General features: G+C 69.3%; 18 protein-coding genes and 1 pseudogene. 14 read left to right on the top strand and 5 right to left on the bottom strand.

The genetic code is table 11. The features are described from left to right. Positions 1-330 precede the first annotated feature (330 nt). Entirely contained in the window at positions 331-1,725 is a 1,395-nt protein-coding gene (locus ACFT7S_RS27310; protein ID WP_382736273.1) for an MFS transporter, read from the top strand. Continuing rightward, positions 1,722-3,092, top strand: a complete 1,371-nt coding sequence (locus tag ACFT7S_RS27305) for an alpha/beta hydrolase family protein (RefSeq protein WP_382736271.1) — start codon at positions 1,722-1,724, stop codon at positions 3,090-3,092. Before ACFT7S_RS27310 ends, ACFT7S_RS27305 begins: the two co-directional genes overlap by 4 nt. An 18-nt stretch (positions 3,093-3,110) precedes the next feature. On the opposite strand, the gene ACFT7S_RS27300 is transcribed toward ACFT7S_RS27305, so the two are convergent. Next, positions 3,111-3,974: a PaaX family transcriptional regulator C-terminal domain-containing protein gene (locus ACFT7S_RS27300; RefSeq protein ID WP_382736269.1), complete on the bottom strand. Its 864-nt coding sequence runs from the start codon at positions 3,972-3,974 to the stop codon at positions 3,111-3,113. Positions 3,975-4,110: 136 nt separating this feature from the next. On the opposite strand from ACFT7S_RS27300, the gene ACFT7S_RS27295 reads away from it, so the two are divergent. The 10 genes from ACFT7S_RS27295 to istB all read left to right on the top strand — a co-directional run bounded on the left by ACFT7S_RS27295 (position 4,111) and on the right by istB (position 12,510). Then, the gene (locus ACFT7S_RS27295; protein WP_382736268.1) at positions 4,111-5,013 is read left to right on the top strand and encodes an SDR family oxidoreductase; all 903 of its coding nucleotides are present in this window, start codon (positions 4,111-4,113) and stop codon (positions 5,011-5,013) included. A 16-nt stretch (positions 5,014-5,029) separates the two neighbouring features. Further along, the gene (locus ACFT7S_RS27290) at positions 5,030-5,914 is read left to right on the top strand and encodes an amidohydrolase family protein (protein WP_382736266.1); all 885 of its coding nucleotides are present in this window, start codon (positions 5,030-5,032) and stop codon (positions 5,912-5,914) included. A gap of 113 nt (positions 5,915-6,027) precedes the next feature. Beyond that, on the top strand, positions 6,028-7,542 hold the full coding sequence (locus tag ACFT7S_RS27285; protein ID WP_382736264.1) for a long-chain fatty acid--CoA ligase: 1,515 nt from the start codon (positions 6,028-6,030) through the stop codon (positions 7,540-7,542). Next, positions 7,539-8,003 carry a MaoC family dehydratase gene (locus tag ACFT7S_RS27280; RefSeq protein WP_382736262.1) on the top strand — a complete coding sequence of 155 codons (465 nt, stop codon included), beginning with the start codon at positions 7,539-7,541 and terminating at the stop codon, positions 8,001-8,003. Before ACFT7S_RS27285 ends, ACFT7S_RS27280 begins: the two co-directional genes overlap by 4 nt. A gap of 274 nt (positions 8,004-8,277) precedes the next feature. Further along, a complete protein-coding gene (locus tag ACFT7S_RS27275; RefSeq protein ID WP_382736260.1) occupies positions 8,278-9,045 on the top strand; it encodes an IclR family transcriptional regulator in 768 nt (255 codons plus the stop codon). Between the two features lie 94 nt (positions 9,046-9,139). Continuing rightward, positions 9,140-10,177 (top strand): Rieske 2Fe-2S domain-containing protein, encoded by a 1,038-nt coding sequence (locus tag ACFT7S_RS27270; protein ID WP_382736258.1) that lies wholly within the window; start codon positions 9,140-9,142, stop codon positions 10,175-10,177. Beyond that, entirely contained in the window at positions 10,174-10,335 is a 162-nt protein-coding gene (locus ACFT7S_RS27265) for a hypothetical protein (protein WP_382736256.1), read from the top strand. The genes ACFT7S_RS27270 and ACFT7S_RS27265 overlap by 4 nt, the downstream gene beginning before the upstream one ends. Continuing rightward, on the top strand, positions 10,332-11,246 hold the full coding sequence (locus tag ACFT7S_RS27260) for a PDR/VanB family oxidoreductase (RefSeq protein ID WP_382736255.1): 915 nt from the start codon (positions 10,332-10,334) through the stop codon (positions 11,244-11,246). Before ACFT7S_RS27265 ends, ACFT7S_RS27260 begins: the two co-directional genes overlap by 4 nt. Before the next feature lie 174 nt (positions 11,247-11,420). After that, positions 11,421-11,600: a hypothetical protein gene (locus tag ACFT7S_RS27255; protein WP_382736253.1), complete on the top strand. Its 180-nt coding sequence runs from the start codon at positions 11,421-11,423 to the stop codon at positions 11,598-11,600. 91 nt (positions 11,601-11,691) lie between these two features. After that, entirely contained in the window at positions 11,692-12,510 is an 819-nt protein-coding gene (istB, locus tag ACFT7S_RS27250) for an IS21-like element helper ATPase IstB (RefSeq protein WP_382736251.1), read from the top strand. 28 nt (positions 12,511-12,538) lie between these two features. Here the strand turns inward: istB and ACFT7S_RS27245 are convergent, their stop codons facing one another. Next, positions 12,539-13,048: a GNAT family N-acetyltransferase gene (locus tag ACFT7S_RS27245; RefSeq protein ID WP_382736250.1), complete on the bottom strand. Its 510-nt coding sequence runs from the start codon at positions 13,046-13,048 to the stop codon at positions 12,539-12,541. Positions 13,049-13,495: 447 nt separating this feature from the next. Between ACFT7S_RS27245 and ACFT7S_RS27240 the strand changes: the two are divergent. Beyond that, a pseudogene (locus ACFT7S_RS27240) lies at positions 13,496-13,678 on the top strand (IS701 family transposase); the annotation flags it as partial. 196 nt (positions 13,679-13,874) lie between these two features. On the opposite strand, the gene ACFT7S_RS27235 reads toward ACFT7S_RS27240, so the two are convergent. Beyond that, positions 13,875-14,708 carry a PIG-L family deacetylase gene (locus tag ACFT7S_RS27235; RefSeq protein WP_382736248.1) on the bottom strand — a complete coding sequence of 278 codons (834 nt, stop codon included), beginning with the start codon at positions 14,706-14,708 and terminating at the stop codon, positions 13,875-13,877. Between the two features lie 479 nt (positions 14,709-15,187). Between ACFT7S_RS27235 and ACFT7S_RS27230 the strand changes: the two genes are divergently transcribed. Further along, the gene (locus ACFT7S_RS27230) at positions 15,188-15,457 is read left to right on the top strand and encodes a GlsB/YeaQ/YmgE family stress response membrane protein (RefSeq protein ID WP_382736246.1); all 270 of its coding nucleotides are present in this window, start codon (positions 15,188-15,190) and stop codon (positions 15,455-15,457) included. A 762-nt stretch (positions 15,458-16,219) separates the two neighbouring features. Here ACFT7S_RS27230 and ACFT7S_RS27225 read toward each other — a convergent pair. Then, positions 16,220-17,521 carry an RICIN domain-containing protein gene (locus ACFT7S_RS27225; RefSeq protein WP_382736350.1) on the bottom strand — a complete coding sequence of 434 codons (1,302 nt, stop codon included), beginning with the start codon at positions 17,519-17,521 and terminating at the stop codon, positions 16,220-16,222. A 93-nt stretch (positions 17,522-17,614) separates the two neighbouring features. After that, entirely contained in the window at positions 17,615-19,045 is a 1,431-nt protein-coding gene (locus tag ACFT7S_RS27220; RefSeq protein WP_382736244.1) for an endo-1,4-beta-xylanase, read from the bottom strand. Between the last annotated feature and the right edge of the window lie 63 nt (positions 19,046-19,108).

The raw sequence follows: 19,108 nt of genomic DNA, 5'->3' as shown, positions 1-19,108 counted from the left end.
CGGCGGGGGACACCGCCGAGGCCGCATTTTCCTTGCACGATGCCCGACCGAACTCGCGGGCGCAGGCGGCGACGTACCACCGGTCACGGACGAATGCGGCCATGGCGGCCTTCTGGAGCGGTCGCGACAGTAGCCCAAATCTACGGAAGTTAGGCGCAATTGCGATCACCGTCAATGATTCGGCCGAACTTCGGGACGCCCTTCCGGTCGCCCCTCGACGACCTCCAGCAATCTTGTGCAGATTCTTGACGGTCGTCGGATATTCGCCGTACGTTCCCTCGCGACGACCGGTCCGAGACCTGGCCGGCCCACAAGACAGGGATGGCAGCCATGGCAGACACCACAAGTCCCGCTTCCTCGCCACCACCTCCACACAGCCCGGCCCAGCTGCGCCGCGCGGTGACCGGCAGCTTCATCGGCAGCGTGATCGAGTACTACGACTTCCTGCTGTATGCCACGGCCTCCGCCGTCGTGTTCAACAAGGTCTTCTTCTCCAGCCTCGACCCCCTTGCCGGGACGGTGGCGAGCCTCGGCACCTTCGCCGCCGGGTACGTGGCGCGCCCGCTCGGCGGCATCGTCTTCGGGCACTTCGGCGACCGGCTCGGCCGTAAGCGGATGCTGGTGACGACCATGACCCTGATGGGCGTGGTCAGCTTCCTCATCGGACTGCTTCCGACGGACCGTCAGATCGGCGGCTGGGCCGCGGTTCTCCTGGTCACGCTGCGCGTCCTCCAGGGCATAGCGGCCGGCGGCGAATGGGGCGGGGCGGTCCTGATGTCCGCCGAGCACGCCACCACCCGGCGCGGACTGTGGGCCGCGTTCACCAACGCCGGGGCACCCTGCGGGACCATCCTGTCCACCGCCGCGCTCACCGGCACCAGTGCGGTCGTCGGCGAGGAGGCGTTCCTGTCCTGGGGCTGGCGGGTGCCGTTCCTGCTAAGCATCCTGCTGCTCGCGGTCGGCCTGTTCATCCGGCTGCGGGTTGAGGAGACGCCGGTGTTCACGGCGGCCGGCCAAAAGCCGAAGCCGCGCGGGATCCCGCTGCTCCAGGTCCTGCGCGACCAGCCGCGCGTGCTGCTCCTTGCGGTCGGCACCGGCCTCGCCGCGTTCGTCGCGCAGGGCACACTGACAACCTTCCTCATCGCGTACGGAGTCCAGCACGGCCACGAGCGCCAGACCGTGCTGAACTCGCTCACCCTGTCCTCGGCGCTCGCCGTGATCGGCATCCTCGGCTGGTCCGCCCTCTCCGACCGGGTCGGGCGCCGGCCCGTCGTCCTGACCGGTGCGGTCGCGATGGCCGTGTTCGGCTTCGCGCTCTTCCCGCTGGTCGACTCCGGCAGCCCCGGGCAGCTCGTGCTGGCCCTGATCCTCGGTCAGTCCCTGATCCAGCCGATGATGTACGGGCCTCTCGCCGCGCTCTGTGCCGAGTTGTTCGCCACACGGAGTCGCTACACCGGGGCCTCCCTCGGCTATCAACTCGCCGCGCTCGGCGCCGGATTCGCGCCGCTGCTCTTCGCCGAGCTCCAGCGATCCTCCGGAAGTTCGGACACCACCGTGATCTCCGTGGTCATCGCCGCGTTCTGCGCCCTGAGCGTGGTCAGCATCCTGCTGCTCGGCGAAACCAGCACGCGCCGGCTCACCGACGGGGCCGTCGGGGCCGGCCGGACCGGCGAAGCCCCCGTGAAGCCCACCGCCCTCCCCAGCCAGAGCGAGGTCCGCCCGTGAAACTGCTCTCCCCCGCACTCAGAGGCCCGGCCGCGCTCGCCGCCGTCCTCACCCTTGCCGCCGCCCCGGCGCATGCCGAGACGCAGCCAGTACACCTGGAGGGAACACTCGCCTCCGGCGCCGCCTATGTGATCGACGCCCCCGCCGACTGGAACGGCACCCTGCTCCTCTTCAGCCACGGCTACACCCCGGCAGGCTCCCCCAACCCGGCCACGAACGCCCCCGACGCACCGACGAAGACCCGGCTGCTTGCCGAGGGCTACGCACTGGCCGGATCCTCGTACGCCACCACCGGCTGGGCCGTCGGCGAGGCGGTTCCCGACCAGCTGGCGACGCTCGACCGGTTCGCCGCGCAGGTCGGCACGGCCCGCACCACCCTGGCCTGGGGACGTTCCTACGGCGGCCTGGTCACCACGGCGCTGGCCGAACGCCACCCGGACCGCATCGACGGCTCGCTCTCCGAGTGCGGCCTGCTCCAGGGCGGCGTCGCCAACTGGAACTCCACCCTCGACCCCGTCTTCGCGCTGAAGACCCTTCTCGCAGACGCCAAGGACATCCAGCTGACCGGCCTCGGCGACGCGGCCACCGCGAACAGCGCCGCGAACACCCTCTCCGAGGCCGTGACCGCAGCCCAGGGCGATCGGGCCGGTCGCGCCCGGATCGCGCTCGCCGCCGCCCTGCACAACATCCCCGGCTGGAACTCCCCCGCCCAGACCCGTCCCGCCCCGGACGACTACACGGCCCAGCAGGCCAACCAGTACGAGGCGCTGTCCGGTCTGGTCGCCCTGCCCGCCTTCCGCTGGCGCCTGGAAGCCGAGAGCAGGGCAGGCGGCAACATGTCCTGGAACACCGGGGTCGACTACGCGGAGATGCTGCACGACTCGGCCACGTACAAGCAGGTCAAGGGTCTCTACAAGGCGGCGGGCCGCTCCCTGGAGAGCGATCTCGCCCGCCTGGAGCGGACGCCGCGGATCAGCGCGGACCCAGCCGCCGTCGCCTTCATGACCCGGAACATCGCCTTCACCGGTGAACTGCGCAAGCCTCAGCTGGACATCCACACCACCGGCGATGCCCTCATCCCGGTCCAGGCCATGAGCGCCCACCGGCGGGCGGTCACCGGGGCCGGGAAGCTGACCCTGTTCCGGCAGGCCTACGTGGAGAACGCCGGGCACTGCACCTTCTCCGCTGCCGAGCAGGTCGCCGCGGTGCACGCGCTGAAGCAGCGGGTCGACAGCGGGCGCTGGGGGAACACCGGTGCCGAGGCCCTCAACGCCGAGGCGGGCAGGATCGATCCGGCGGACCCGGCCCGGTACCTCACGTACGAGGCCGGGCCGTACCCCCGCGCTTACGACCTCGCCCGGCCCTAGCGCTGACGGCGGGCCCCCTCAGTCCTCCTGGGCCGGCAGCGTCTCCAGGAGCTCCTCCGCGAGCCGCTGGGCCGCCGCGTCCACCCGGGCGTCGGCCCGGCGGAATACGTCCTGGGCGCGGGCGGCCGGCCAGTCCTCGGGGAGGTGCCGGACAGGCAGGTGCGGGTCGGCGCGGACGATGACCAGCCACTCGGTGAGCAGCCGCAGTTTGACGGCGAGCGGGTCGGTGTCCGTGGCGTCGTCCGCGCCGTCGGCCAGGGCGGACCAGCGGTCGGTGAAGGCGCGATAGCCGGCGGCGGGGGTCGCCAGGTCCCAGGTCTCGTGGACCATGCGGGCGATGTCGGTGGCCGGGTCGACGGTGGAGTGGAAGACGGTGACCCGGCCACCGAAGCCGAGGTCGGCGGTGATCTCCTCCGTGTCGGCCCGGCCGGGCGCGATCCACAGTCCGCCGATCAGCGGGCCGAAGCCGGCCCAGGCCAGCTGGGCGCGCAGTCCGTGCCGTTGGCGCTGGCTGGCCTCGGGGAGGGAGAAGGCGAGCAGGGTCCAGGTGCCGTCCCAGGAGTCGTTGACCGCGCCCTGTTTCCAGACTCGGTCCTCACCGTCGCGCAGGATGGCAACTGCGCGGTCGGTGAGGCCGAAGTACATCCGGCGGCCCACCCGGCGACGGTGCAGCAGACCGCGGCCGACCATGCGGGTCAGGGTCGAGCGGGTGGCGTGCTCACTGACGCCCGCGCGGCCGAAGACGTCGATGACGCTTCCCGAGTAGACGTAGGCGTCGCCGCCGAGCACGTAGTTGCCGAGGAAGGTGAGCATCAGCGACTGCGGGCGCAGCCCCATCTCCCCGCCCTCTTCCGGCACTTCGGCTTCCTCCGCTGCCGCCATGACGTCCTTCCCTCTCCGCTTCACCGCTCCGGCACGCGCACATGATCACGCGAGCTCATTGTTACGCACTCTATTGACCGTCGCAACATAACTGCCTAGCGTTACGGCGCACCCCACCCACCAAGGAGACCCACCCATGGACCTTTCCGGCAAGACCGCCGTCGTCACCGGCAGCGGGGGCGGCCTCGGCCTCGCCTATGCCCGCGCCCTGGCCGCCGCCGGCGCCTCGGTCGTCGTCAACGACGTGGATGCGCAGGCCGCCGAGGCCGCCGTCAAGCAGATCACCGGGGACGGCGGCCGCGCGGTCGCGGAGACCGTCGCGGTCGGCACCACGGAGGCGGCAGACACGCTGGTCGGGCGGGCCGTCGCCGAGTACGGCCGGCTCGACGTGATGGTCACCAACGCGGGCGTGCTCCGCGACCGCGTGCTGTGGAAGATGTCCGACGACGATTTCGACACCGTCCAGCAGGTGCATCTGCGCGGCACGTTCACCTGCGCCCGCGCCGCCGCGATCCGCATGCGCGAGCAGGGCGGCGGCGGCCGCATCATCGTCGCCGGCTCGCCCGCGGGGCAGCGCGGCAACTTCGGCCAGACCAACTACGCCGCCGCCAAGGCGGGCATCGCCGCGATGGTCCGCACCTGGGCCATGGAACTGGCCAGGGCCGGCATCACCGCGAACGCCGTCGTCCCCAACGCGGCCACCGAGATGACGAAGACGATGCCGCTGTTCGCCCCGCACATCGAGGCATACGAGAACGACGGCACGCCGTTCCCGGACACCCTGCGCAAGGGCATCGCTTTCGGTTCCGCCCAGGACTGCGCCGGCCTGGTCGTCTTCCTCGCCTCCGAGGCGGCCGCGGACGTCACCGGCCAGTGCGTCGGCATCGGCGGCGACAAGCTGTCGCTGTGGTCGCATCCCCAGGAGATCTCGGCCGCGTACGCCGACGGCGGATGGACGGCCGACGCGATCGCGGCGGCCTGGCCGACCTCGGTGGGACAGCACCCGGAGTCCTACGGCATCCCCGCCCCGAAGCTATAGAGGAGACGACCACTCCATGCCCGGTATCGATATCGACGCGATCAAAGCGATCGACGTACACACCCACGCCGAAGTATCCGCGCGCGGGCAGGGCTCGCTCTCCGCCGAGCTCGAGGACGCCTCCGGTGAATATTTCAAGGTCGAGGGTGGCCACCGCAGGCCGACCCTACCCGAGATCGCCGCGTACTACCGCGAGCGGAAGATGGCCTGCGTCGTCTTCACCGTCGACGCGGAGGCAGCGACCGGCATCCCCGCCGTACCCAACGAGGAGATCGCCGAGGCTGCCGCCGAGAACCCTGACGTGATCATACCCTTCGCCTCGATCGACCCTGCCAAGGGAAAGGCGGGCGCCCGCGAAGTGCGGCGTCTGGTACGGGACTTCGGGGTGCGGGGCTTCAAGTTCCATCCCAACGTGCAGGCCTTCTACCCCAACGACCGCTCCGCGTACGTCCTGTACGAGGCGATCGAGGAGGCCGGTGCGATCGCCGTCTTCCACAGCGGCCAGACCGGCATCGGCGCGGGCGCGCCCGGCGGCGGGGGCATCCGCCTGAAGTACTCCAACCCGCTGCACATCGACGACGTGGCCGCCGACTTCCCCGGCATGCCGATCATCATGGCCCACCCGTCCTTCCCCTGGCAGGACGAGGCCCTGTCGGTGGCCACGCACAAACCGCAGGTGTACATCGATCTGTCGGGCTGGTCGCCGAAGTACTTCCCGCCGCAGCTCGTCCAGTACGCCAACACGCTACTCAAGGACAAGGTGCTGTTCGGGACGGACTACCCGCTGCTCACCCCTGAGCGCTGGCTGAAGGACTTCGCCGCACTGCCGGTCAAGGACGAGGTCCGGCCGAAGATCCTCAAGGAGAACGCGGCACGGCTGTTCGGCTTCACCAAGGACTGACCCGAGGACCGGCCCGGGCACCGGCCCGAGGGCCGATCCACCGGGTGGCGACCCGCCGAGGACCGGCCCCGCCCAGCCGCACAGCTGTCGAGGGACGCAAAAGGAGCTCCCGCATGCGCGACCAAGGCATCGGATCCTGGACCGCACGTCGCGCCCGTAAGACCCCGGGCCGCGTCGCAGTCGTGCACCGACAGGACGACCGGATCACCCGTCACACCTACGCCCAGCTGCACGATCGCACCACCCGCCTCGCCCGCCATCTACACACCCTCGGAGTCCGCCGCGGCGACCGGGTCGCGTTCCTCGGCCCGAACCACCCCGCCTTCCTCGAGTCGATGTTCGCGACCGCCCGGCTGGGCGCGGTGTTCGTACCGCTCAACACCCGGCTCGCCGACGCCGAGTTGCGGCACTGCCTCAGCGACTCCGGCGCACGCCTGCTCGTGCACACGGTGTCGTTCGGCGCGTTCGCCAGTACCTGCGGGACCTTCCCGCTCGTCCCCGTCGACGACACCTACGAGGACGCCCTCGCCCATGCCTCGACGTCCCCGCTCGACGAGGCCGTCTCCCCCGACGACCTGGCGATGATCATGTACACCTCGGGGACCACCGGCCGCGCGAAGGGCGCCGCACTCACCCACTCCAACCTGACCTGGAACAGCGTCAACACCCTCATCGACGCCGACTTCGCCGCCGACGAGGTCACACTCCTGTCAGCGCCGCTGTTCCACACGGCGGCCCTCAACATGACGTGCCTGCCGACCTTCCTCAAGGGCGGCACACTCGTCCTGGAGGAGTCGTTCTCACCCTCCCGCACCCTCACCCTGGTCGAGGAGCACGGGGTGACGTTGATGTTCGGTGTGCCCACGATGTTCGCGCAGATCGCCGCCGAGAAACGCTTCGCACAGGCCGACCTGTCGTCCGTACGGAAGCTGATGTGCGGCGGAGCCCCGGTTCCCCAGGCACTGATCCATACGTACGAGGCGCGCGATCTGCGCTTCGTCCAGGGCTACGGCATGACCGAGGCGTCCCCCGGCGTGTGCCTCCTCGACGCCGACAACGCCCTGGCCAAGGCGGGCAGCGCGGGCCTGCCCCACTTCTTCAACGACATCCGGATCGTCGACCCGTCCGGCATGGACGCCGAGCGCGGCGAACTGCTCGTCCAGGGCCCCACCGTCATGTCCGGCTACTGGGGCCTGCCCGAGGCGACCACGGCGGCCCTCTCGGACGGCTGGCTCCGTACCGGAGACGTGGCGGTGGCGGACGCCGACGGATACGTCACGATCGTCGACCGCGCCAAAGACCTGATCATTTCTGGTGGGGAGAACATCTACCCGGCCGAGGTGGAACAGGCCCTGTACGAGCACCCGGCCGTCGCCGACTGTGCCGTGATCGGCGTGCCCGACGCGACATGGGGCGAGGTGGGCCGCGCAATCGTCGTCCGCACACCGGGCTCCGAGGCCGACGCCGCCGCGATCCTCGCCTCGCTCGACGGGCGGCTCGCCCGTTACAAGATCCCCAAGTCCGTCGTCTTCGCCGACGCGCTGCCCCGCAGCGGCGCCGGCAAGCTGCTCAAACCCCGCATCCGCGAAACCTACGGAACCCTCCCTCTCCCTGGAGCCGACTCATGACCGCACTCCGTACCGTCACCAGCCTCGACGAGATCAAGTCCCTCACCGGCGCCGACCTCGGCCGCACCGACTGGCTGGAGATCACCCAGCAGCGGGTGAACAACTTCGCCGGCGCCACCGGCGACCACCAGTGGATCCACACCGACCCCGAACGCGCGGCCGCCGGCCCCTTCGGCGCCCCGATCGCCCACGGCTACCTGACGCTCTCCCTCGTCATCCCGCTCTTCAACGACCTGCTCGCGGTCGAAGGCATCTCGATGAACATCAACTACGGCCTGGACAAGGTGCGTTTCCCCAGCCCGGTGAAGGTGGGGGCGAAGATCCGACTGCACGGCACCGTGGACTCTGTGGAGGAGGTCAAGGCCAACGGTGTCGAGATGCGACTGACCTTCACGATCGAGGTGGAGGGCGCGGAGAAGCCGGCGTGCGTGGCATCGGCGATCTACCGCCACTACGCGTAGCGGCCGAGAACACGCCGACTCCCGCCGCACCCTCTTGTCCACGCGGGCACCGGCCCCGTACGGTGCGGCAACCCATCCGTGTACGACCAGGTCAGGAGTGTCAGGTGCGCAGGTTCGCGGCGAACGACGCGGTCCCGCGTACCGGCGTCCGCAGGCCCTCCGGAAGAGGCACCATCGCGCGGCGTCCTCGCCCGGACCACGCAGCCCGGCAGGTTCCACCCTGTCCGGGCAGACCCGCGCGGCACGCCGAGCTTGAACCTGCCGGGCACCTCCGGTGAGCCGCTCCGCCGCCGACCGTCTCCTCGATGTCCTCGGCGCCTTCGACCAGGTCCACCCGGCCCTCACCCTCACCCAGCTCGCCCGGCGCGCCGAGCTGTCCCTGCCCACCGCGCACCGCCTGGTGGCCACGCTGACCGGGTGGGGCGCCCTGGAACGCGACGACGCCGGGCTGTACCACGTCGGGCTGCGGCTGTGGGAGACCGCTGCGCTCGCCCCGCGCGGACTCGGCCTGCGGGAGGCGGCGCTGCCGTACCTGGAGGACCTGTACGAGGCGACGCACGAGAACGTGCATCTCGCGGTACGTGACGGCCGGGAGGTCGTCTACATCGAGAGGCTGTCCGGGCGGTCGGCGGTCGGTGTCCACTCGCGGGTCGGCGCACGCTGGCCGCTGCACGCCACCGGGGTGGGCCTGGTACTGCTCGCCCACAGTGATCCCGATTTCCAAGGCCGTTACCGCGCCGAGAAGTTGGCGGCCTTCACTCCGTACACCGTCACCGATCCGGAGCGGCTGCGCCGGATGCTGGCCGAAGTACGGCACGGCGGTGTCGCGGTGAGCGACCGGCAGATCACCGACGACGCTCTCTCGGTCGCCGCCCCGATACGCGGGGCGCGCGGGGACGTGGCCGCGGCGGTCTCCGTCGTCGTACCGGTCGCCGGGGCACGGACACCCACGCTGATCCCGGCGGTCCAGCTAGCCGGCCGCGGCATCTCACGTGCCCTGGGCTGGCAGCCCGCAGCGTCGGGGCCGACGGCTTCCGCCTGACGGAAGTCGCGTTGTGACGGTGCGGCTCCGGTCGCCACTGTGTGCCATGACGCGGAGCGAGGCGCTGCGCGCGATGCCAGGAGGGACGCCCGCCATGACCGGCCACACCGGCTCCACCACCACCCACGCCGACAACTTCGCCCGGAACCAGTGGTACGTCGCCGCCTGGTCCTCCGAGGTCGGCCGCGAACTCCTCGGCCGCACGGTCCTCGGCGAGCCGCTCGCCCTGTACCGCACGGAGGCCGGCGAGCCCGTCGTGCTCGCCGACCGCTGCGTGCACCGCCGCTTCCCGCTGTCGGCGAGCGGGCTCGACGGGGACCGCGTGGTGTGCGGCTACCACGGGTTCACCTACGACACGACCGGCACCTGCGTGTACGTGCCCGGGCAGAAGCGCGTCCCCCGGACGGCCCGGGTCACCTCGTACCCGGTGTCCGAGGTCGACGGGATGGTATGGGTGTGGGTCGGCGACCCTGAACTCGCCGACCCCGCCACGATCCGGCGTGCCGAACACCTCACCGCGAACGGCTGGGTCACCGTCCAGGGCATGGAGCCGATCGACGCCGACTACGGCCTCCTGGTCGACAACCTGATGGACCTCTCCCACGAGACCTACCTGCACGGCGGCTACATCGGCACCCCGGAGGTCGCCGAGACCCCGATCACGACCGAGGTCGACGAGAAGGCGGGCATCGTACGGGTCTCCCGGCACATGTCCGACGCCGAGTGCCCGCCGTTCTACGCCCGTTCCACTGGGATCGAGGGGCGGATCCGGCGCCTGCAGGACATCGAGTACCACCCGCCGTGCCTCTACCTGCTGCACAGCCGCATCAGCCCGGCCGGCACCGACGCCCCGCTGTTCCGCACCGAGATCACGTACGCCATCACGCCGTCGGCCCCCGGCAAAGTGTACGACTTCTGGGCCGTCTCGAGGAACTTCGCGGTCGACGACGAGGAAGTGACCACCTTCCTGCGGGACTTCAACCACACGGTCGTGATGCAGGACGTGGACGCGCTGAACCTGCTGCAGCGCGCGCTGGACAGCGAACCGGCCGGCTACCAGGAGCTCAGCATCAACATCGACACCGGCGGCCTGGCCGCCCGCCGCATCCTCGCCGGGCTGGCCGCCGGATGAGCGGCGTCTTCCGTATCGACTGGCTCCCCGGCACCGACGCCCTCCGCGGGTGCTGCCACTGCGGCGCCCGGCACTCGTGCGAGGACCCGGTCGCGATGTGGGAGTGGATGCTCGCCCACCCCGACCACCCAGTTTCCGCGAAGGGCGAAACCCCATGAGCGAGCTGCTCGACCTCGTCGTCTCCGAACGCCGCCTGGAGGCCGTTGACGTCATCTCCCTGATCCTGCGCCGGCCGGACGGCGCGCCGCTGCCCGCCTGGGAACCTGGCGCCCACGTCGATCTGGTCCTGCGTGAGGGTCTCGAGCGGCAGTACTCGCTGTGCGGCAGCGACGACGACCGCTCATGGCGGATCGCCGTGCTGCGGGAGCCGGACGGACGCGGCGGATCCACCCTCGTCCACAGCGGCCTGGAGCCCGGCAGCAATGTGGCCGTGCGTGGCCCACGCAACCACTTCCGGCTCGAGGCGGCACCGGCCTACCGCTTCGTGGCCGGCGGGATCGGCATCACCCCGATCCTGCCGATGCTGGCCGCCGCCAAAGGACCGTGGACGCTGTACTACGGCGGCCGCTCCCGCCACTCGATGGCGTTCACCGACGAGCTCACCGCCACGCATCCAGCCGACCGCGTCAGGCTGTGCCAAGGCCCGCTCGACCTGCCGCAGTACCTGTCCGGCCTGCGGCCCGGCGAACTCGTCTACGCCTGCGGGCCACAGCCCCTGCTCGCCGCCGTAGAGGCACTCGTCCCACCCGAGGCGCTGCGCAGCGAGCGCTTCACCCCGGCACCGTCCGACACCACCGGGGACATGCCCTTCGAGCTCGAACTGGCCCGCTCAGGGCTGACCTTGACGGTACCGGCCGGACAGTCGGTCCTCACCGCGATACGCCAGGCCGGGGTCGAAGTCCTGTACTCCTGCACCGAAGGCACCTGCGGCACCTGCGAGACGGACGTACTGGCCGGTTCCGTCGACCACCGCGACACAGTCCTCACCCCTCAGGATCGGGCCTGCGACGAGACAATGATGATTTGCGTGTCACGGGCGAAGGGACAACGGCTCACGCTGGACCTGTGACAGACACGGACGGCCGCTCACCATACGGTGCGCTCGGTGCGGCAGCCCGGCCGGGGCCGTCGGGATTCACCCGGCCCCGGTGCCGCGGCCGTCACCGGGCGGGCATGCCGGAGGACGGCTGGTCTCACATGGTTCGGTATCTGAGCGATCGGCCACGCAACGGCCGACGGGACCTTGCTCGTACGCCCGGGTCTCGCGGCGACCGCGGGCCGGTTCGCCGAGGACGACTTGATGTCCATCGTCCAGCACCGCCGGCACGGCACCCGTCCGGCCGATCTCGTCGTCGCCGACGAGACACACTCCGTCCGGCCCGGCACCTCCGCCTGGGCCGACTTCGGCCGCCCGGCTTCCTGATCCACCGCTCCCGGGCCAGCGAAGCGGCCCGGGAGCGGCAAACCCGAACAGCCCATCGCAGAAAGGCAGTTGATGATGACCACCACCGCTGTTGCCGATCCGCCCGAGATCGTTCCAGCCCCGTCCCCGGTTCCTCCGCGTCGCCGACACCGCCGCCGACCCCGCCGAGCTGGAGACCGTCCTGAAGCGGATGAGGTTTCCGTACTTGCGCCGGGCGGCCCCCGAGGTCCTCGCCACCGCTCGCTCTCAACGCTGGGACCCGGCCGAGGTGGTCCGGATTCTGCTGGAGGAAGAGATCAAGGGCCAGGACGAGGCCACCCGCCGCAACCACCGCCGACTCGCCCAACTCCCGTCCGGGAAGACCTTCGGCTCCTGGCGGGAAGCGGATTCCTCGATCCCGGCGCCGACCCAGCACGCGCTGATGACGCTGGAGTGGATCTCCCGGGCGGAGAACTTGGCGGTTGCCGGGCCCTCCGGCGCGGGGAAGAGTCACCTCGCCGAGGCCCTCGCGAACAAAGCGATCGACGAAGGCATGAAGGTCTGCTGGTTCACGCTGGAATCGCTGACCGCTCACCTGGGGCGGGCAACCGTCGACAACACCGTCGCCAAGGCCGTCGCGAAGATCACCCGGTGCGACCTCATCGTCGTCGACGACATCGGCATGCTTCCGTCCGGACAGGCCGCCGCCGAAGGGTTCTACCGAGTCATCGACGCCGCCTACGAACGCCGGTCGGTGATCGTCACCTCGAACCTGCACCCCTCAGGCTTCGATTCGATCATGCCCAAGACGCTGGCCACCGCCGCCGTCGACCGGCTCTTGCACCACGCGCACATCGTCCTCACCGAAGGCTCCAGCCTACGGCTGACCCAGGCCACCACCGGCCAAGGCGTCGTCCCACTGAGCGCGTGAACCGGTACCACCACGGCCCCGGCCCCCTCTAACCGACGCCTGCGGACCAGTCTGCCTTCGCCAGGCTCATCTGCAGCGCGGACCAGGACCGCCCGTCCACTCGTTCCACGTCGGGAAGCACCTGGTCCACGCGGAACCCGAGGCGTTCATAAAGCCGCACCGCGTTGCCGTTGTGGGCGAAGACCCCCAGCTCCACACGCTCCAGGCCCAGTTGAGCGAAGGCGAACGTCAGCACTTCAGTCAGCAACGCGGCCCCGTATCCCTGACCTCGAGCGTCCGGGGCGACGAGCACCCGCCCGAGTCTGGCGGACAAGCCATCAGCGTCCAACCGCAGCGACGCATGCCCCACGAGCCGGCCGTCCGGACCGACGCCCGTCCAGGTCCGGCGCCCCGGCTCCACCACATAGGCGGCGAGTTGCGGATCATCCAGCGGCCAGGTGAACCCGGGACCAGCCCACGTCAACAGTTCGGCCGGCCCGGATATCCACGACACGATCACACCAGCGTCCGCAAGGGTGAACGCGCGCAGCTCAACCACAGCGCCACCCACCTTCAAGATCGGCTCCCATACCCCGGGACACTACCGAGGCCAAGCAGACCCAGGCCACCCCACGAGACCCACCCCAACAGGCTGAGCGGTTAGCCCAAACCGGGGACCCATTGTCATACCGGACAGGGAGATCAACTGTCCGCCCAGAAGGACAGCAAATGTCCGCTCACGCGGATGCAGCAGTGTCCGTTGACACCTGCGAGGGGACGGCGCCCTTGTGTCCAGAGCAGCTCGCCGGGCAACACGCCCCCGCCGTCTCCGGCCTCGCGCAGGGGACTGGGCCACTGGCGGTCTAGCAGATGACCGGCCGACCGGCCGCCACCCTGCGGGGCGAGCGGCCTCGGGCCGCTTTCTGGACCATGCGACCGCCATGCACATCGTTCGCAACCAGCCCGAGCGAACACGCGATGACCTCACGGGCAAGCTGATCCTGGCCAACTTCCTGAACTACGCTGGCGCATCGAACACGACTACAGCGAGCTGAATACGACGCTCGGACTCGACCACTTCGAGGGCCGCTCATTCACCGGCTGGCACCGCCACGTCACCCTCGTCACCGCGGCCGACCTCTTCCTGACCGAACAGCGGACCTGCCCAAAAGTCCCTGCCAGGGCCTGACTCTCTACCAGGCCCTGGACCTCCTCCAACACCTGTCAGCAACCTGGACCGGCACCTGCCCCACATGCCGACAACCCACCCCATGGCAGCCCTACGACACCACCTAACAAAGCCCCTACTACCCTCCGAGTGCGTGACCCGCTCGATCGTGCCGTGCGGCCGATGAGCTTTCCCGCGCCCCGGTCGGACGAGCGGATCAGCGCAGTCCGGCGAAGAGATCGTTCTCGGGTACGGCCGCGCCGGTGGCGTCCTTGACACGTACGAAGGTCTCCATGCCCATCAACTCGCCGAACCTCTCCTTGCCCATCTTGAGGAAGAAGATGTTCTCGCCCTGACTGGCGTGCGCAGCCAGCGCATCGAACTTCTGACCGCTGAATGCGGTGGTGTCCACCCACGTGGTGATCTCATCGTCGGGGAGGCCGATCTCGGCCATCGCGGCGGCCTCGGCAGGATCCGGCTCCGGCATGTCCTCATGAAACTCGCGCATGGTCTCCCCGAACCGCTGCATCATCGAGCGCGGCATCGTCGTCCAGTACACCTTCGGTGTCAGCGCGGTCATCTCCAACGCCGCCATCGTGATGCGGTGGGCCTGGATGTGGTCGGGGTGTCCGTAGAAGCCGTTCTCGTCATAGGTGACGACCACATCGGGCCGGTAGTGCCGCATGAGTTCCGCAAGTCGGACAGCGCCTTCCTCCACGGGGGTCTGCCAGAAGGATCCGGGGGCGTCGTTGCTCGGCCAGCCCGCCATCCCGGAGTCGGCATAGTCCAGCATCTCCAGATCGCTGACCTTCAGGACGTCACAGCTCGCCGTGAGTTCTTGGCGGCGCATCAAGGCGACGGCCGCCGGATCGTGCCCGGGATCGCCCGGCTTGACACCCCCCGTTCCGTCACCGCAACCGCCGTCGGTACACGTCACAAGAACTGTGCGGATGCCTTCCGCCGCGTACCGCGCGAGGACCCCTCCGGTTCCGGTGGCCTCGTCATCGGGGTGGGCGTGCACTGCCATAAGCGTCAACGGCCGGTCAGTCATGAAACAGTCCTCCTGCAGAAAGTACGTCTTGGTCCGAGTGCGCGGCGGGCGTACCGCGATCCTGGGGCCCGGATCCTGGCGGGGCGGACGACCTTGCGGTCTCCGTGTTCCCCGCCCGTGCGGCGCCGGTCCCTCGGTCGATGCAACCGTGCCGACCGGACCGGCTGTTCCCGGCGCAGCCAATTGGCCTTCCAGGCGTCGGAGTTTCAACGCGAACGAGGTACAGGCGCGACCTGCACGTCTCAGCGCCACGTCGGCCTCTGCGGACCGACATCCTGCGCTGCGAGGTCGGCGACGACTCCCCGGCAGCTGTCTCCGCGGGCAGCGACTCGCTCGGCCCTGATGCGGACCCGCCCAGCACTGATCGGCACCCCCGTCCATCCACCGCACGAGAGGCTGCGTGATCAACGTTTGAAAGCACCCGCACGGTAAAGACGGTCCTTGACACCGTCTTTATACGACCAGGTAGGAGAGGCACTATGGGCATCATTGCTTGGATCATCATCGGGTTGCTCGCGGGCCTCATCGCCAAGGCGCTCATGCCGGGCACGGACCCGGGCGGCATCATCATCACGATGCTCATCGGTATCGCGGGCGGTCTGCTCGGCGGCTGGCTCGGCAAGGTCATCTTCGGCGTCGATTCCATCGACGGGTTCTTCGACCTCTCCACCTGGATCGCCGCCATCGTCGGCTCGCTCATTCTCCTCGTGCTGTACCGCGTCATCACGGGCAACCGCCGCCACGCCTGACCCGTACGCCCATCACCGCGAATCGGCTCCGCCCTACCTGGGCGGAGCCGTTTCGCGCATCACGAGCGCTTTGTCATCGCGGTGGACCGCGGAGAGTGCCGTCGACACCGGACACGGACCGTAGCAGCCCCGCGGAATCCGTGTGCTCGGCCAGCGTCCGCCACAATGCGGGAGGGATCGGCTCGGTGGTCCGCTGTTCTTGCCCGTACTGGTCCAGGACGTCGCTCAGCCGGTAGCGGGGAACTTCGGGTCGGCCGTCCGCAGGCGTGGGTGGTGTGAGGGGCCCCGCGGCGCCGAGACACTCCGCGGTGGCGTACGACAGGGCCTCCTGCAGCCAGATTTCACCCGTCGGGGGCTGCGCACATGCGAGGCGGTAAGAATGCTGACAACGAGGTTGACGTCGATTCCTGCCCACAGCCCCTCGCGCTCCCGGAACAGGTCCGCGGCAAAGCGGGTGACCTTGGGCAGCAGTAGAGGCGGAAGGCTGATCTGGTACTGGAAGACCTAATCCAGGTAGCCGCTGCCACTGCTGTAATACGGATTGACCGTGTCGGCCGGAGTCGCCTGCTCGAGGGCCCTCGTCAGGGCCTCTTCCATGGGCTGCTGAATCGGCAGCCACGATGAACACGCACTTGCCCACGCCCTGGAACGTACGCAGCGCGTCGAACGTGGCGACTACGTCCTTGGGGGTGCAGCGGTCATGATAGACGACGATGGAGTGGAGCCAGGATCACCCTGGCTCCACTCCATGGTGCGGGCGTGTCACTGGAACTGTGCGAAGAACCTCCAGATCTCTCCCTTGGTCCAGGTGGCGACGCCGCTCTCGTTGGGGGAGCCGTCGACCGGACCGGGTATGTGGTCTCCGTCGAACGCGGCCCATTGGACCGGGTACCCGGCACGGCAGCCCGAGTAGGAGGTGGTGATGTGCGTCCGGCTGCCCGGGGCGGGCTCGCGCGGGCTCTGGGGAGTGCAGCCGTTGTTGCTGACGAATCTATCGCGCAGGGACCGTCCTTGCGCGATGTTGAGGACGGAGTCGCTGATGCCGTGGATTCCGAAGTAGGCGATGGGCTGGGTGCCGCCGCTGCACCCGCTGATCTGGGCGCCGGAGATGACCGCGACGGCCCTGAAGGCGTTCGCCCGGGTGCATGCGAGTGCGTAACTCATACCGCCGCCCCAGCTGAAACCGGTGGCGAAGCGCTGTGCCGTGTTGACGCAGAGGCCGCCCTCGATTCGCTGGATCATGTCGTCGACGAAGGTGACGTCCTCACCGCCCGAATTGGCCCAGCCGTTGCCGAGGCCCTGGGGGGCGACGAGGATCGCGCTGTCGTTCGACTGTTCCTGCTGGCCGTAGTAGGACCAGGCGCTCCCGCTCGTTCCGCCCGAGGCGACGTCGCCGGCGGTTCCGCCCCGCCAGTGGAACGCGAAAATCAGCCGGTAGGGGTGGCTGTTGTTGTAGTTGGCGGGAACCCTGAGGATGAAGCTGCGGCTCTTACCGCTGCTCTGAATCGTGTGCGTACCGCTCGCCAGAGTCGGGGCGCTACCGCATCCGCCGCCGCCACCGGACGACAGCTTGATCATCTGCCATTGCTGGTTGGCGCCGCCCCAGTCGGTGTACTGGACGACGTTGCCGCCGTCGGCGGTGGAGGCGCCCTGCACCTCCACGGCCTTGCCGCTGTTGCGGTTGATCAGCCGGACGTGGCCTGCGTCGGAGTCGGCCAGGCGGAACTGCTGGTTGGCCCCGTTGCGGTCGGCCCACTGCGCGATCGCGGCACCGTCGGCGGTCGAGGCGCCGGCAACGTCGAGAACCTTGCCCGAATGCCGGGCCTTGAGCCGGTAGAAGCCGCCGCCGGAGTCCACGAACTGCCACTGTTGGTTGGCTCCGTCGTGGCGCGTCCACTGGCTGGCCCGCGCGCCGTCGGCGGTGGACACGCCAGAGACGTCCAGCGCCTTGCCGCTGTTGCGATTGATCAGGAGGTACCAGGCATTGGTGTCCACCGTCGCCGCCTCGGCGGGCGCCGGATTCACCGCGACGAGCATGCCGATCGCGAGGGTCGCCGCCACCACGGCGGCGAACCGGGACCACCAGCGATGTCTTTGTGGAGGGGCGAGGGAAGCCGCACTGTAGGTCTTCATCGATTCACCCTTTCGCTGTGTCGGTCAGGTGCGGGTCCAGCGTTGGTTGCTGCCGTTCGAGCAGGAGTAGAGCTGGATCAGGGTGCCGTTGGCGGTGCCGTTGGCGGTGGCGTCAAGGCAGAGGCCGGACTGGACGCCGACGATGGATCCGTCGGAGTTGAGGCGCCATTTCTGGTTGTCGCCACCCCAGCAGCTGTAGATCTGGACTTTGGCGCCGTTGCCGGTCCCGGCGGCGTCCAGGCACTTGTTGTCGTAGACCCTGAGCTCACCTCCGGCGGTGTAGGCCCACTGCTGGTTGGTGCGGTTGTTGCAGTCCCACAGGTTGAGCTGGGTGCCGTCGGTGGTGCTGGCGCCGGGCACGTCCAGGCAGCGGCCTGAACCGACGCCCTTGATCTGTCCAGAACTGGTCGGGGGTGTAGGGGAGGCGGCGTTGAGTGCGTTGAGGACGGAGGTGTAGGCGGGCTTTTTGCTGCCGCTGCCGTCGAACAGCAGCGGCGAGTGCTCCGGTCGCCAGGAGTCGGTGTCGCGCACACCCCAGACGGTGATGCCGAGGCAGCGCGGGACGGCCAGGCAGTCGTTGGTCACGTTGGCGTAGGTTGTGGCCGAGGCGCCCTGGATGTCGAGTTCGGTGATGGCCACATCGACGCCGAGGGCGGCGAAGCTCTGCAGGGTGGTGCGGAAGTTGCTGTTGTAGGGGCTGTCGCTGTTGAAGTGCGACTGGAAGCCGACGCAGTCGATCGGCACGCCGCGCTGCTTGAAGTCTCGGACCATGGCGTACATGGCCTGGGTTTTGGCCCAGGTCCAGTTCTCGACGTTGTAGTCGTTGTAACAGAGCTTGGCGGCCGGGTCGGCGGCGCGCGCAGTGCGGAAGGCGACCTCGATCCAGTCGTTGCCGGTGCGCTGCAGATTGGAGTCGCGCCGGGCTCCCGAGCTGCCGTCGGCGAAGGCCTCGTTCACGACGTCCCACTGGACGATCTTGCCCTTGTAGTGGGCCATCACGCCGTTGATGTGATTGGTCATCGCCTGGCGCAGCGTGCTGCCGCTGAGGCTCTGCATCCAGCCGGGCTGCTGGGAGTGCCAGGCCAGGGTGTGGCCACGCACCTGCTTGCCGTTCTGCACCGCCCAGTTGTAGACGCGGTCACCGGCGGTGAAGTTGAACTGGCCCCGCTGGGGTTCGGTGGCGTCGATCTTCATCTCGTTCTCGGCCGTCACCGAGTTGAACTCGCGGCCCGCGATCGTCGTGTACGCCGAGTCGTTGAGCCTGCCCGAAGCGATGGCGGTGCCGAAGTAACGGCCGCTCTGCGCCGCCGCGCCGCCGAGCGTGCTCTCGGCGGCGTGTGAGGTCTGCGGCGCCACCAGCGCGGCGACCGAACCGAGTACGCCGACGATCAGCGCCATACACAGACCGCCGATCTTCCGGCGGACCGTGGGTGGGCGAATGGCATTTAAGCCCATGACTGAGCCTCCAGGAGAGAAATCACGGAAGGATTAAAGCGAAAGCGCGGCAGAATGAATCCG

It is taken from the genome of Streptomyces sp. NPDC057136 (assembly GCF_042670885.1).
GTDB lineage: Bacteria > Actinomycetota > Actinomycetes > Streptomycetales > Streptomycetaceae > Streptomyces.
This window is presented reverse-complemented; position numbering and strand designations above follow the sequence as displayed.